Raw genomic sequence first — 15426 nt, 5'->3', positions numbered from 1 at the left:
CTGCTGCCAGCAGGGGAAGAAGAGGACGTCATGACGCGTGGACCGGTAGCTCGGTGGTCTCGCAAGGTCGGGGTGGGCGTGGTCACGGTGGCCATGGCCCTGACCGGGATGGCCGCACTGGCCTCACCCGCGCAGGCGGTGGACCCCGCCCCACCCGCCGCCGTGCCCGATCCGCAGACCGTCAGCTCGGACGCCCTGCCGACGTGGCAGATCAACGGCGTCGTGTGGAGCCAGGCGATCGTCGGTGACGTCGTCTACGTCACCGGTTCGTTCACCCGAGCCCGTCCGCCGGGCGTCGCTGCGGGCGGTGCCGGTGAGGTCGTCGCGAACAACATCTTCGCCTACCGCCTGTCGACGGGGGAGCGCGTCAGCTCCTTCAGCACCAATCCGGGCCTGAACGCCCAGGGGCTGGTCATCCGGGCGTCCGCGGACGGCAGCCGCCTGTGGGTCGGCGGTGACTTCACGACCGTCAACGGCACGGCCCGCGGCCACGTCGCTGCGCTCAACCCCGCCGACGGTTCGCTGGTCGCCGGCGGTGGCTTCGTCCCCCCGAACGTGGGCGGTCAGGTCCGCGGCTTCGGCATCACGCCGACGACGCTCTACGTCGGCGGCAACTTCACCTCCGCCAACGGGGTCGCCCGCACGCGGCTGGCGGCCTTCTCGGTGAGCAACGGCGCCATGACGTCGTGGGCTCCCGCGGCGGCGGGTGGCTACGTCTGGGCGATGACGATGTCGCCGGACAAGTCCAGGGTCATCCCCTCCGGCTCCTTCACGACGTTGAGCGGCCAGCCCGCCTACGGCATGGGGTCGCTCAACGCCTCGGACGGCAGCGTCAACCCGTGGCCGGCGCAGGAGAAGATCCGCGCGGCCGGTGCGAACGGCGCCATCACCTCGGTGAAGAGCGACGGGTCCCAGATCTACGGCACGAGCTACGCGTTCGGCGCGGGCGCGGCCTACGAGGGCACCTTCGCCGTCGACCCGATGTCCGGCCAGATCAACTGGGTCAACGACTGCCTCGGTGACACCTACGACATCGCCCCTGCGGGTGACGTCCTGTACAACGCCTCGCACCAGCACGACTGCACCGTCATCGGCGGCTGGCCCGACACGAACCCGCGCGTGCGTTGGCAGAAGGCCGCGGCGCAGTACTCCCACGCCACGGACATCGCCACCAAGGACGACGCCTACGGGTGGGGCAGCACCTACGGCCTCATCGGTCTGCCCTACGCCAAGGGCCTGCACTGGTACCCCAACTTCGCCTTCGGCTCGTACACGAGCTCGCGCCAGGCCGGCTGGGCGGTGGACGCCTCGTCGGACGGCCAGTGGCTCGTCTACGGCGGTGAGTTCCCGCGCGTCAACAACGTCGCCCAGCAGGGCCTCGTGCGCTTCCGCACCAAGGCGGGCGCTCCCAAGAAGTCCGGTCCGTCGTACTCGACCGTGCCGGCGACCCCGACCCCGGCGACGACCGCGGTGTCACTGACGTCCGGCACGGCGCGGGTGTCGTGGGGCAGTGCCTGGGACCAGGACGACGAGACCCTCAAGTACGAGGTGCTCCGCGACAACAACACCTGGGTCCACGAGACCACGGGCAAGAGCAACTTCTGGACCCTGCCCAAGATGGGCTTCATCGACACCGGGCTCGCTCCCGGCTCGACGCACCGCTACCAGGTGCGCATCACCGACCCGGACGGCAACATCCTGTGGAGCCCGGTGTCCAACACCGTGACCATCGGGGCCGGTGCTCCCAGCGCCTACGAGTCGCAGGTCCTCGCCGACGGTGCGGAGCACTTCTGGCGCCTCGGTGAGCCCACCGGCGCCGCGGTGCTCGACCACGTCGCCTTCGACGACGCGACCCTCAACGGCACGTACACCCGTGGCCAGACGGGCGCCATCAGTGGCGACAGCGACGGTTCGACGAGCTTCGACGGGTCGACCGGCTACGCGGTGAACAGCGCGCCGATCACCGGCCCCAACGTCTTCAGCGTCGAGGCGTGGTTCAGGACCACCTCCACCAGCGGTGGCAAGATCATCGGCTTCGGCAACCAGGCGACCGGCTTGAGCAACAACTACGACCGGCACGCCTACATGGACCCCCAGGGACGCGTGTACTTCGGTGTCTACAACAACGGCATGTACACCGTGAACACCTCGCAGTCGTTCAACGACGGCCAGTGGCACCACGTCGTCGGCAGCCTCGACCCGACCGGCGTGACGCTGTACGTCGACGGCAAGCGCGTCGGCCGCAACGGCGGCACGACGACGGCCCAGCCGTACGACGGGTACTGGCGCATCGGTGGTGACAGCCCCTGGAACGGCAACGCCTTCTTCCAGGGTGACATCGACGACGTGGCGATCTACCCGACCGGCCTCTCGCTGGCCCAGGTGCAGGACCACTTCAGCGACAGCGGTCGTACCGTCAGCGGTCCGACCCGTCCGGCCGACGCCTACGGGCAGGCCGTGTGGGACTCCGGCCCGGACCTGTACTGGCGCCTCGGCGAGGCCACGGGCACCACGGCGAAGGACTCCGGACCCAACGAGTCCGACGGCACGTACCGGGGCGGATACACCCTGGGCGCAGCCGGAGCCGTGACCGGCACGAGCGACACCGCCGCGAGCTTCAACGGCAGCAACGGTTTCGTGTCCTCCAACCAGGAGTTCAACAACCCGCACAACTACACGATCGAGTCGTGGTTCAAGACCACGACCAACAACGGTGGAAAGATCATCGGGTTCGGGTGCAGCCAGACCGACACCTCGGGCTGCTACGACCGGCACGTCTACATGAGCAACGACGGGAAGGTCACCTTCGGGGTCTGGACCGGGTTCACCAACACCATCACCACTGCGAACGCCCTCAACGACGGTCAGTGGCACCACGTGGTGGCCACCCAGAGCGACGTCGTCGGCATGGCCCTGTACGTGGACGGTGTCCTGGTGGGCACGAACGGCCAGACCGACGCCCAGGGTTATGCCGGGTACTGGCGCGTGGGTGGCGACAACCACTGGGGTTGCTGCAGCCCGTTCCTCGACGCCACGATCGACGAGGCCGCGGTCTACTCGACCGTGCTCTCGGCGAGCACCGTGAAGGCGCACTTCCAGGCCGGTGGTGGGCAGCTCGCCAACCAGCTCCCGACGGCGTCGTTCTCCCACACGGAGTCCTTCCTCGACCTGTCGGTCAACGGCTCCGGCTCGAGCGACCCGGACGGCACCATCGCGTCGTACTCGTGGAACTGGGGTGACGGCTCGCCCGCAGGCAGTGGCGCCACCGCCACCCACACGTACGCCACCGCCGGTGACCACGAGGTCACGCTCACCGTGACGGACAACCGCGGCGGGACCAGCACGACGACCCAGACGGTGACGGTGACGGCGCCGCCGCCCAACCAGGCGCCGACCTCGGCCTTCACCGTGACCAAGGACTTCCTCGCGGTGTCGGTGAACGGGTCCACGTCGAGCGACGCGGACGGCACCATCGCCTCCTACGCGTGGAACTGGGGTGACGGATCGGCTGCAGGTAGTGGGGTCGACGCGACCCACACCTACGCTGCGGCCGGTGACTACACGATCACCCTCACGGTGACCGATGACGACGGCGCCACCAACAGCTCCACCAAGGACGTGTCGGTGGTGGCCAACCAGGCACCCACCGCGGCGTTCACCCACACCGAGAACCTGCTCAACGTCTCGGTCGACGGGTCGACCTCGACCGACGCGGACGGCAGCATCGCCTCGTACGCGTGGAACTGGGGCGACGGGTCGCCTGCGGGCTCCGGCGCCACGGACACCCACTCCTACGCCGCGGGTGGCACGTACACCGTGACCCTCACGGTGACCGACGACAAGGGCCTGACCGGCACGAAGACCGGCACCGTCACGGTGGCCGGCCCGCCGAACCAGGCGCCGACGGCGGCGTTCACCTCGAGCAAGAGCTTCCTGACCCTCTCGGTCAACGGCTCGACCTCGACCGATGCGGACGGCACCATCGCCTCCTACTCGTGGAACTGGGGTGACGGGACCGCCAACGGCTCCGGTGCCACGGCCAGCCACACGTATGCGGCGGCGGGCACCTACACGGTGACGCTCACCGTGGTCGACGACGACGGCGCGGACGACACCGAGACCGCCTCGGTGACGGTCGCGGCGAACCAGGCGCCGACGGCCTCGTTCACCTCCTCGGTGGCGGGTCTCGCGGTCTCGGTCAACGGGTCGGGCTCGAGCGACCCCGACGGAACCATCGCCTCGTACTCGTGGAACTGGGGTGACGGGACCGCCAACGGCTCCGGCGCCACGGCCAGCCACACGTATGCAGCGGCAGGCACCTACTCCGTGTCGCTCACCGTCACCGACAACAGCGGTGCGACCAACACCAAGGTCGACCCGGTCACCGTGGCGGCACCCCTGCTGTACGCCCGGGACGACTTCGGTCGCACCCTGGCCAGCGGCTGGGGCACCGCCGACGTCGGCGGCGCCTGGACCCTCGGTGGGCCGGCAGCTCGCTGGTCGGTCGCAGGTGGCCAGGGCCGGGTGAGCCTCAACGTCGGGGACGGCTACACGGCCTTCCTCCCCTCGGTCAGCAGCACCACGACGGAGGTGGCGGCCACCGTCACGACCGACAAGGTGCCCACGGGCGGCGGACAGTACGTCTCCCTCCTCGGGCGCCGGGTCAGCGCCACGGTCGACTACCGCGCCAAGGTCCGCATGGCGGCCAACGGCCAGGTGGCCGTGTGGCTGACACGCAACCAGAGCGGTGCGGAGACGATCCTGACCAGTGCCACACTGGCCGGCGTGACGTATGCGGCCGGCGACCAGCTCAAGGTCCGCCTCCAGGTCAACGGCACCACGCCGACGGCCCTGCGCGTGAAGGTCTGGAAGTCCACGGCGACGGAGCCGACGGCGTGGAGCCTCACGGCTTCGGACTCGACGGCCGCCTTCCAGTCGGCCGGGTCGGTGGGCATGTACGCCTACCTGAGCAGCAGCTCGACCAACGGGCCCGTCGTGTACGGCCTCGACCAGCTGTGGGTCGGACCGCCGCGCCCGTGACCTCAGCCCCTCCCGAGATCGGCAGGCGGGTGGCCCTCGTGGCCAACCCGTCTGCCGATCTCTACGGATCCGACCGGATGGTCCTCGAAGCCGTCCGCGGCCTGCGTGAGTCCGGGTGGCACGTCGTGGTCGCCGCCACCCAGGACGGCCCGCTCAAGGCCGAGATGATCGCCCTCGGCGCCCGGTGGCAGCTCTGCCGGGCGCCGGTGGTGCGCAAGAGCAACCTGAGCCCGTCCGGGCTCGTCCGGCTCGCCGGCGAGGTGGTGCGTGGCCTGCCGTCGATGGTGCGCATCCTGCGCCGGGTGCGACCCGACGTCCTCTACGTCAACACCGTCACCATCCCGCTCTGGCTGCTGGTCGCGAAGGTCCTGCGGGTCCCGTCGGTGATCCACGTGCACGAGGCCGAGAGCTCGGTTCCCCGGGTCGCCCGGGTCGGCCTGGCCCTGCCCACGCGGTTGGCCACCCGCGTGATCTGCAACAGCGAGACCAGCCGGGCCGTGGCCGCGTCGTCAGGGGGACCGACGGCCCGGATGGTGGTCGTGCCCAACGGTGTGGCCGGTCCCGACCGGGTGGAGGCACCGCGCGAGCGGCTCGACGTCGTGCGCCTCGTGTTCGTCGGTCGGCTGTCGCCGCGCAAGGGTGTCGACCTCGCCGTGCTCGCGGTGTCCGAGCTGGCTCGCCGCGGCATCGAGGCCCGCCTCGAGGTCGTGGGAGACGTCTTCCCGGGGTACGAGTGGTACCACGAGGAGCTCGTCGAGCTCGTCCGTCGTGAGGGCGTCCAGGACCAGGTCACCCTGGTCGGGTTCGCCACCGACGTCTGGCCGCACCTGAGGGCGGCCGACGTCGTGCTCGTGCCGTCACGCGCGGAGGAGTCCTTCGGCAACAGCGTGATCGAGGCGGCGCTCAGCGCGCGGCCGGTCGTGGTGAGCGACCACACCGGCCTGCGGGAGGCGGCAGGGCGGCTGCGCGCGGCCGTCCCCGTGACCAACGACGACCCCGGGGCCATCGCCGACGCGGTCCAGCGGCTGGTGGGGCGCTGGCCGCAGTCACGGGAGGACGCGCTCGGCGACGCCGACGTCGCCGCGCAGGCCTACGCGCCGGCGCGCTACCGGTCTGCGGTGGCCAGGCTGCTGGGCGAGGTCTCACGGCGCGGCTGAGCAGCCGCGTCGACCTCCTCCGCACCCGACACCCGGGTCGAGTGCTCGGAGGCCAGGCTCACCAGGGCGAAGACGATGAACGACGTGCTGGCGTCGAACAAGCCGCTCTCGAGCAGGCTGCGGAACACGATGAAGACGAGCAGGCCCAACCACAGCGGACGCCACGGCCGGGGGGTGCGCAGGGCCGCCACGGTGGTCGTGAGCACCCACAGCCCGATCACCGCGAGCCCGAGGATGCCGGTCTGCACCAGCCCCGAGACCCAGCTGCTGTCGAGCAGCTGGGTCTGCCAGTACTGGCCACCGACGGGGATGTGCTTCATGGTCAGCCCGCCACCGAACCACCGTTGGTAGGTCGAGGTGTCCATGGTCAGGGCGGCCTGCCAGGCGATGGTGCGCGAGCTGAGCGTCGTGACGTTCTGGCTCCCGCCACGCAGCAGCATGTCCGTGACCGCGCTCGTGGCCAGGACGGCATACGCCACGGCCGGCACGGCCGCCACCAGGGCGAGGAAGGCGGGCACGGAGAACCGGCGGGCCTGGATGATGATGACGACCAGGGCGACCGCGAGCGTCGCCGCCGTGGTGCGCGACCCGGTCAGCCAGACCAGGGCGGCGAGCAGCGCCGCGAGGGGCAGCTCCCCGCGCGTCGCCTCGCGCTCGACGATCCGGTGCACGGTGAGCAGGAGCAGGGCACCGCAGAGGAAGGCGATCTCGTTGGGCGCCAGCGGGGGGATCCCGCCCTGGAGGCGTCCGCTGGCGAGCGTCCCGATGCCGGTGGCGATGGCGAGGGCGGCGAGCAGGCCCATGGTGCGCAGCATGGCCGGCACGACGCGGGCGATGCCGAAGGCCTGCAGCAGGAACGCCAGGCTGGCGAGCAGCATCGCCACCCGGACCGCGATGACCAGCGACGGGAGAGTCGTCCCTGCCGCCCAGCCGCCGATGACCGAGATCACCAGGTACGACGTGGCCAGGGCGATCGTGCGGGCGCCGAGCCGCAGCTGGCTGCCGCGGTCCCGCGACAGGTAGAACGAGAGCGCCAGCCCGGCCGCACCGATGAGGCCCTTGAGCGCCACGACGGGGTCGAGGCCGCCGGAGAAGTACGTCCCACGACGCCAGGGGATCGTGCAGGCGACGAGCAGGATGCAGCACAGGTACAGCGGCCACCCGCTCGAGGGCTGGCCGTCGGGCGCGTCGGACTCCTCCGTGGACCGGCCGGCCGACGTCTGGAGACCCGGAGCACCGCCCTCGGCTCGGGGAGGGCGTGGCGCCACGGTGGGAGGTCGCTCCCGGGGCGGGGCGGCGTGGCGTCCCGTGGTCGTGCTCACGAGGTGCCCCTCAGTGACGCGGTGGCTCCTGCGTTGTGCGTAGCCGCACCCTGCAGTTTGGCGGGTCCGACGAAGACCCCGAGCCGGTAGACATGGGTCCTTGCGGACATACCGGGGGAGGTCGACATGTCGAATGTTCTCGTGGTCTGTGGCAGCGATGCCTGCCTGGCCCCTGCAGCCGCCGTCGCCCTGCGCGCCGGTCTCGAGGAGGCGGGCGGCTCCGGTGCGGTGGTGGTGCAGACCGCGGGGGTGCGGGCCGAGGTCGGCACCCCGTGGTGCGCCGACAGCGCCCGGTTCGCCGGGGCGAACGGGGAGCAGACGCGGTGGGCCCACCGGGCCCGCCAGGTCACCGGTGCGATGGTGCAGGAGGCGGACGTGATCCTGGCGACCGAGCGCAGGTACCGCAGTGCGCCGCGTGCCTTCGACGTCCACAGCGCCCACCGCACCTTCACGGTGCTCGAGGCAGCCGTGCTCGGCGCAGCGGTCGTGCAGCGGCGGGCGTCGGACCTCGCGGTCCGTGCGCGGCACGCCAAGGTGGCGACCGACACCGCGTCCCAGCTCGCCTGGCTCGTGGAGGAGATGGACTCGCTGAGGGGGCTGGTGACCATGCCCGCGCCCGCGCACGGCTGGCTCTCGCGCATTCCCCGCTCCCATGTCCTCGGCATTGACGTCCTCGATCCCCACATGATGGGCGGCCACCACCGCCAGGCCGTCTCGGCGCTCGACCGCGCGATGCGCACCTTCGCCGTGACGATCTCCCAGGTGACCGCCCGGACCGTCGCGGTCTGAGCAGTCACTGTCGGTCAGGTCAGGGAGTCCTCCCTGTCCGTCGTCGGCTGGTCCTGCTCGTTCCCGGATCCCTGCGGCCGGGTGGCGCGCCGCTGGGCACGTCGCTGCTTCGCGCGACGCTGGCTGTTCGGGCGTGCGGGGGCACTCGGGGCCTCCCCGTGGGTGCTGCTGCCGACCTCCGAGGTCGGGGGAGCCGACGCCGGGCTGGAGGGCTCGGCCGCGGGGGACGGAGCCGGGGCGAGGGCGTCGTCGCGGTAGATGTCGAGGTCGCGCTCGAGGTCGACGAACTCGTCCGAGGGACCGGGCGCGGCCTCGGGCGGCTCGTGGCGTCCGCGCTGGGGTGTGCGCCGTGCTCCCTGGGCGAGGGGGGCGCTCGCGCCCACCCAGTCGTTGTCGGCGGCGGCGAGGGCCGCGTAGTCCTCGTCGTGGCCGCGCAGCGAGCGCTGTCCGCGCGCCGGGACCATGGTGATGACGGCTCCGATGAGGCGTGCCTGCACCGCTGCGAGGTCTGCGACCGAGCGCGTGACGTGCTCGCGACGGGTCTTGCCGTACCGCGTGACCAGCACAGCTCCGTCGGTGTTGTGGGCGAGGACGGCTGCATCGCTCACGGGCAGGATCGGCGGAGCGTCGATGATGACGTAGTCGAAGTCCGCCCGCAGCGTCTCGAGCAGGGCCTGCATGTTCTTGGAGCCCAGGAGCTTGCTGGGGTCGGGGGGCGTGGTGCCGGCAGCGAGGAACTGCAGCAGGCCGCGGTGCCACGGCATGAGGGCGTCCGCGAGGTCGAGCTGCCCGGCGACCACGTTGGACAGGCCGATGGAGCCGTCGATGCCGAGCAGGTTCGCGGCCTGGGGGCGACGCATGTCGGCCTCCACGAGGCAGACCTTGAGGGAGGACTGGGCCAGCGCGATGGCCAGGTTGCAGGCCGTGGTCGTCTTGCCCTCGCCCGCGAGCGGCGAGGTCACCACGATGACGCGAGGCGGCTGGTCGACGTCGACGAACTGGAGGTTGGCCCGCAGCGAGCGGAACTCCTCGACGCCCCGGCCGTGTCCCTCCATGGTGATCAGCGGCTTGGTCTTGGCGTTGGGGATGACGCCGACCAGGGCGAGCGGCGCACGACCGGTGAGCTGCTCGAGCTCCTCGCCCTTGACCGTGGTGTCCTGCTGCTCGCGGATCACGGCGACGACGACGCCGAAGGCCAGCCCGGCGATGAGGCCCAGCGCGAGGTTGAGCGTGACGCGGGGGGAGATGGGGTAGCGGGGGGTCGCCGCCGGCACGGTGGTCGTCATCTTGACCGGGGAGACGCCGCCGGCGCGGGGCGTCTCGAGCTTCTCGACGGCGAGGCCGAGCTGGGTGTTCACCGCGTTGGAGATCGCCTGCGCGCGGGTGGGGGAGCGGTCGGTGGCCGTGACCGTGATCAGGACGGTGTCGACCTCGTTCTCCGCCGTGACCACGCGGCGCAGCTCCTGGACGGTCATCGGCAGGTCGAGCTCGTCGATGACCGGCTGGAGCACGTCAGGGCTCTTCACGACCTCCGTGTACGACTTCACGCGCTGCATGGCGAACTGCGAGCTCTGGTAGATCGACGAGGACTCCGACGACCCCGGGGAGTTGATGGAGACGAACGCGATGGAGGACGCGGCATACGTCGGGGGGGTGAAGTAGGTGAACGCCGCGGCGGCGGACAGGACGAGCAGGGTGGCGGCGACGACGATCCGCCACCGCTTGAGCAGGATCTGCAGGTAGGCGCGCAAGGTCATGCCACCTGCCCCCTTTCCGAGTCGGTCCACGCGGGACCGCGACCAGCTGTCTGTTTCGCGTCATCCATTGTCCGTGCGTCACGGCTGGACGCCCTCGTCCGAATGGAGGAGATCAGACTCCCACGTGGGCGGGCCAGTGCTGGTCCACCAAGGACTTCGTCGAGGCGATGTTCCGCCTGCTGGACGCCCCGAAGACGATCGACTCGATGTTCGGCTGGGCGCAGACCCACTCGATCGCCTCGTCGGGCGGGACCGCGCCGGAGGCGAAGACCGACATCGCGATGGCCCGGAACCGACGGCCGCGCAACGCCTCGTCGTACGCCTCGAGGCCGCCGGGCATCCGGAACCCGATCTTGTTGATGTTGGAGCAGACGATGGGGTTGTCGATGCCGAGCCGTTCGAGCGTGTCGAGCAGCAACGGGAGGTTCATGGTGATGAAGCCCGGCTCGGCGTCGTACTCGCGACGCACGTGGTCCGCGAAGATCGTGAACGCCTCGTCGAACCCGAGTCCGAGCAGCAGGTCGACGACGACGTTCTGGAGGAAGACCACCGGGGTCTTGAGGCCCTTGAACATCGACATCTCCGCGTCGATGAGCATCCGGGTGACGTGGTCGATGTCCTTGCTGGCGAACGACTTCCCACCCTTGACGGCGGCGCTGAACAGGCTCTCGTCGGGCAGGAACCGCTTGAGCGCGCCCAGCGGGCCGTCCTCGGTCATCGCGTTGGCGTACTTGTGCGCGTACGGCATGCAGGGGAAGAACTCCATGTCCGCGTAGCGCTCGGGCTCGGCCCGGACCAGGTCGGCGATCTCCGCGACGCGGTCGTGCGTCGTGCACATGAACGTGGTGACGCCCTCGTCGTAGGCGGCGTCGAGGACCTCCATGATCGCGCTGAGGTCCTGGAACTTCATGGACTGGCTGCGGGCCTTGTCCTCGGACATGTGGTTCACGCCGAAGAACTGGTTGTCCCCGAAGAGAAGTCGTTGCATCAGGCTGCCTTCCTCGAGCGCCGGGGCCGGAGAGTGCGGAGGGTTCGGAGCGCGGCGGGGACCCGGCCGGGCAGCGAGCGACGGCGCCTGGTGGTCGTCGTGGAGGTGGGTCGACCGTTCAGGGGCAGGTTCGTCGAGATGGTTCCGAGGGGTTCGCTGGCAGCCGGCGCCGAGGCCGCCGCAGCGGCGTCGCGGGAGATCATCGTGAGGATGCGGTCGGTCGCCACCCCGGACTCGAAGGTGTTGGCCCCCTCGCGGCTGCGCGCCTTGACGCGCTGGACGAAGGCGTCGGCCTGTGCGCTGTACTCCTCGCCGCGCAGGTAGAACCAGGGCTGCTCGCTGAGCTCGGTGGTGTACCGGACGTTCCAGCCGGTGCGGTACCCCTCGGGGACCGGTGCGGTGTCGCGCAGGTAGACCTGGAGCTCCTGGCGGTCGGCGAAGGCGCGACCGGCGGTGCCCCAGACGCTGATCTTCGTGGTCATCTTGCGCTGGGACTCGTCCGACCAGTTCACCGACACCTGCGCGGTGACGTCGTCGGGGTACATCAGCGTGCTGACGACCTCGTCGTCGGTCTCGGCCGAGAAGATGCGGTTGAGGCGGCTGCCGGCCACCGAGGTGGGGGAGCCGAGGTACCACTGGACGAGGTCGATGGGGTGGGCCGCGTAGTCGTAGAGGCACCCGCCGCCGGAGGACTTGCGGCTGCGCCAGGTGCCGCCCTTGGGGGCGAGCACGACGGGCCCGTAGGCCTCGGCGACGACGTGGGTCACGTCACCGAGGGCGCCGGACTCGATGAGCGCCTTGAGCTCGCCGAAGGCTGCGACGAAGCGGTTGTGGTAGCCCACCTGGGTCACCAGGCCGCGCTCGGCGGCGAGCTGCGTGAGCGCCTGGCCGTCGGCGTCGTCGAGCGTGAAGGGCTTCTCGCAGAAGACGTGGACACCTGCCTCGAGGGCCGACCGCACCATGGGTGCGTGCAGGTGGGACGGGGTGGCGATGACGACGGCGTCGAGGCGCGCCTCGCGCAGCATGACGCCCATGTCCTTGTACGTCGTGACACCTGTGTACTTGGCCAGGACGTCCAGAACGTACCCCGTGGAGTCGCAGACGGCGGCCAGCTCGACCTCCGGATGGGCCTTGAAGATGGCCAGGTGGGAGAGTCCCATCTTCCCCAACCCGACGACGCCCAGCCTGATCACGTCCAGCTCCATTTCACTTCGGTGCGGTGCCGCCCCTCGCGGCACTCGTCTGGCGGGCGCTCCTTCGGGCCGCTCTGCCCGTGGTCCCACGCTTCGCCTGGAGGCGTGCGATGACGGCCTCGTACTGGCCCGCGACGAACTCCCACGTGAACTCTTCAGCATGACGGGCCCTTGCCGCGTCATGCATCTGGTGGAGAACGTCAGGTTTCTGCAGGATCGCGTCGAGCTGGTCCGACAGCGACCGCGCGTCGGTGAAGTACCGCTGGGCCGGCCCCGCGACCCAGCGGTTGTACGCATTGCCGTGCGCGATGACGGGGTTCCCCGCGGCCATCGCCTCGACGAGGGAGGGGTTGGTGCCGCCGACGGTGTGCCCGTGGACGTAGGCGAGGCTGTGGAACCGCAGCGCCTGGACGACCTCCGGCTCGTAGATCGCCCCCGGGAAGACGACCTCGGGGCCGGCTGCGTCGACGATCTGCCGGTGGTAGTCGTCGGTCTCCGGCGTGAAGTTGCCGAGCACGACGAGCTTCACCCCACGCGGCTTCGCGGAGTACCCGGTGACGATCTCGAGCAGCGAGTTCTCCGGGATCGGGCGGCAGATGCAGGTGAGGTAGCGCCCGGGCTCCAGGCCGAGGGCGAGGACGGGGTCGGTGGGCGCGTCGGTGACGGCGTGCGCGCCATACGTGATCATCGAGACGCGCCGCGCGCGGTTGAACGTGCGCAGGTACTTCTCGATCTCGGGGTGGTCGGCGACCAGCTGGTTGCCGAACAGGCCGGCGCACCGCTCGTTCGCGAGGAGGATCCCCTGCTTGGCCAGGCCCCACCGGCGGCGGGTCCACTCCATCCCGTCCATGTTGATGACGTTGGGAATTCCCTTGAGCCGCTGGAGGATGTTGAAGACGCCGGTGTTGTAGCCGAAGGTCAGGTGGACGTCGTCGAAGGCGATCGCGTGCCGGATCGAGGCCAGGTCGAAGGCCGACGTGCCGAGCCAGCCCTCGCGGTGCTGGGGGATGGTGATTCGCTCGATGCCGCGCCAGGTGTCCTCGACGACGGGTCCGGTGCCGGTGCCCTGGCAGTACACGACCACCCGCCAGCCACGGTCCACGAGGAACAGGGCGATGTTCTCGGCGGCGGTCTCGAAACCGCCGTATGCCGCGGGCACACCGTGGGTGCCGAGGATCCGAACCGTTCTGACCATCTGTGCGAGAACTCCGTCATCTGCCCTCGTGGGCACCGCGTCCGTGACGGGAGCCCTGACGTGCTGCACTCCCCGGAGGACACCCTAGGCGGGGTGCTCCGGGGAGTGCAGCCGGTCTGGTGAAGTGGCCGGTGAGGGCGGTCAGCGGCCCCAGACCCCGACGCGGCGCGAACCCGCCGTGAGACCGCTCAGCTTCGCGAGGTCCGCCGGGAGGGGTGCGGCGATGGCTGCACCCTTGGTGCGGGCGCCGGGGGTGAGCTTGCCGCTCAGGGTGACGACCGGACCGTGCTCGTAGGAGACGCTCGTGCGGTCCTGGCCGGTGGCGCGCTGGAAGGAGCCCAGCCCGGTGAAGACGTACGGGTTCGTCCGGCCGCTGCTCCACACGTGCGTCCACGTCGGGGTCGACCCGGCCGGACGGTTGTAGATGTTGCCGCCCGTGGTCACGCCGATCTGCTCGGCGCTGCGGCGGAACGTGTAGTCCTCGACGCAGGTGAGGCAGTTGCCACCCCGGGCCAGGCCGATGACGTTGTTGCGGACCTGCACCGGCCCGAGGACCCAGGTCATGGTGGGGTCGGGGTCGGGACGGCGCGGGTCGTGGCCCCAGCTGGTGTTGGAGGCCAGCCGGGAGTCGGCGACGATGTTGAGCTCGCGGTGGTTGGCCACGATGGTGTTGTTCCAGATCCGGACGTTGCTCGTGTTGTTGACCTTGATGCCGTTGCCGGTGTTGCGGCCGATGAGGTTGTCCACGACGACGGCCAGCGACGAGATCTCGAGGAACACCCCGGTGCCCTGGTTGGACTCGATGTTGTTGTGCAGCAGGCGGGTGTCGTAGACCGACTGGTCGGCCCAGAAGCCGTGGCCCCAGTTGGCGGAGATCGTCGTGCCGCTGACCGTGATGGTCCGCAGGCGCCCGACCTTGATGCCGCCGGAGACCGGGGCGGTGTTGAAGCGCTCGGCGTTGTTGCCGACCAGGCGGCTGTTGAGCACCCGGAGTCGGTCGGCGGTCGAGGCGTGCACCCCGAGCAGGCCGCTACGGAGGACGGAGACCTGGTTGAGGACGATGTCCGACGCGATCGCGGCGACACCGGTCGTGGCCATCTGGTCGATCACCATGTTGGCCAGGGCGTTGCGCGGCGACTCGAGGGTGATGGCCCCCATGTGCCAGACGCTGTTGCCGAACCGGCGGATGCCGAAGCCGCGGATCAGCACGTCGGGCGCCCGGACCGAGAGGGCCTTGGCGAGGTCGGTGCCACGCATCGCCGCGCCGCTCGGGTCGCTGCCGACGTAGAGCTGGGAGGTCGCGGTGTCGAGGTAGAAGGTGCCGGGCTTGACCAGGGAGAGCGACTTCACCTGACGCTGGGAGACGCCGTCGCGGAAGACCATGTCGGGGTGGGCGGCCATGGGGAACGCCGGGTTGACGAAGCCCCAGCCGGGAGCGGTGCCGTCCGCGGCGCCCTTGGTGTAGGTGGGGCTGGAGTCGAAGCGCGGGGTCCAGCCGTTGTGGCGCCAGACGGACCCGACCTTGGTCCAGCCGCTGATCGGGACGCTGCCGTCGAGCCACACGGCCTCGCCGGGGTAGCTCTGCAGGGTCACGGTCTTGAAGATCGTGACGCTCTCGTGGTACGTCCCGCCGCGCAGGACGACGGTCCCGCGCGAGGGGCTGAGCTGGATGCCGCGGGCGATGGTCCGCACGGGACGGCTCGAGGTGCCGGGGGCTGCGTCGTTGCCGGAGGGGGAGACGAAGATCGCACCACCCGGGTAGGGGTAGCGGGCCACGCCGGGGGCGACCGAGCCACCCGTGTCCGCCCGACGACCGGTGGCCGCCGAGGCGGGGCTCTGGGCGCCGGTCGGCGACCACGGGGCGATGCCCGCGACGAGCGCCAGGGTCAGGCCGACGACCCATCCGGTGCGGCTCAGGCGGCGCCCTCGGACGAAGGTCGTGCGTCGGGTGACGGCGGTGGACGTGCTGGAGATGTCGATCATGG

Annotated in this window: 9 protein-coding genes; 3 read left to right on the top strand and 6 right to left on the bottom strand. The window is 70.6% G+C overall.

Annotated elements, in window-relative coordinates:
- Positions 1-30: 30 nt before the first annotated feature.
- Complete coding sequence (locus tag ABD286_RS11615) at positions 31-5040, top strand: PKD domain-containing protein (RefSeq protein ID WP_344193541.1); 5010 nt, start codon at positions 31-33, stop codon at positions 5038-5040.
- Positions 5037-6197: a glycosyltransferase gene (locus tag ABD286_RS11610; RefSeq protein WP_344193539.1), complete on the top strand. Its 1161-nt coding sequence runs from the start codon at positions 5037-5039 to the stop codon at positions 6195-6197. The genes ABD286_RS11615 and ABD286_RS11610 overlap by 4 nt, the downstream gene beginning before the upstream one ends.
- Here the strand turns inward: ABD286_RS11610 and ABD286_RS11605 are convergent.
- Positions 6146-7519, bottom strand: coding sequence for an O-antigen ligase family protein (locus ABD286_RS11605; RefSeq protein ID WP_344193537.1), 1374 nt, complete (start codon positions 7517-7519; stop codon positions 6146-6148). The two genes, ABD286_RS11610 and ABD286_RS11605, sit on opposite strands and share 52 nt — an antisense overlap.
- Before the next feature lie 126 nt (positions 7520-7645).
- Between ABD286_RS11605 and ABD286_RS11600 the strand changes: the two genes are divergently transcribed.
- Positions 7646-8308, top strand: coding sequence for an arsenate reductase/protein-tyrosine-phosphatase family protein (locus ABD286_RS11600; RefSeq protein ID WP_344193536.1), 663 nt, complete (start codon positions 7646-7648; stop codon positions 8306-8308).
- Positions 8309-8322: 14 nt separating this feature from the next.
- Here ABD286_RS11600 and ABD286_RS11595 read toward each other — a convergent pair whose 3' ends face one another.
- The 5 genes from ABD286_RS11595 to ABD286_RS11575 all read right to left on the bottom strand — a co-directional run bounded on the left by ABD286_RS11595 (position 8323) and on the right by ABD286_RS11575 (position 15424).
- Complete coding sequence (locus tag ABD286_RS11595) at positions 8323-10065, bottom strand: tyrosine-protein kinase domain-containing protein (protein WP_344193535.1); 1743 nt, start codon at positions 10063-10065, stop codon at positions 8323-8325.
- 112 nt (positions 10066-10177) lie between these two features.
- Positions 10178-11053 (bottom strand): hypothetical protein, encoded by an 876-nt coding sequence (locus ABD286_RS11590; protein ID WP_344193534.1) that lies wholly within the window; start codon positions 11051-11053, stop codon positions 10178-10180.
- Positions 11053-12258 carry a Gfo/Idh/MocA family protein gene (locus tag ABD286_RS11585; protein ID WP_344193533.1) on the bottom strand — a complete coding sequence of 402 codons (1206 nt, stop codon included), beginning with the start codon at positions 12256-12258 and terminating at the stop codon, positions 11053-11055. The genes ABD286_RS11590 and ABD286_RS11585 overlap by 1 nt, the downstream gene beginning before the upstream one ends.
- Position 12259: 1 nt before the next feature.
- Positions 12260-13441: a DUF1972 domain-containing protein gene (locus ABD286_RS11580; protein WP_344193532.1), complete on the bottom strand. Its 1182-nt coding sequence runs from the start codon at positions 13439-13441 to the stop codon at positions 12260-12262.
- A 141-nt stretch (positions 13442-13582) separates the two neighbouring features.
- Entirely contained in the window at positions 13583-15424 is a 1842-nt protein-coding gene (locus tag ABD286_RS11575; protein ID WP_344193531.1) for a right-handed parallel beta-helix repeat-containing protein, read from the bottom strand.
- Between the last annotated feature and the right edge of the window lie 2 nt (positions 15425-15426).

This window comes from Pedococcus aerophilus (genome assembly GCF_039532215.1).
Lineage (GTDB): Bacteria > Actinomycetota > Actinomycetes > Actinomycetales > Dermatophilaceae > Pedococcus > Pedococcus aerophilus.
The sequence above is the reverse complement of the archived record's forward strand: the minus strand, read 5'-3'. Positions and strand labels throughout refer to the sequence as shown.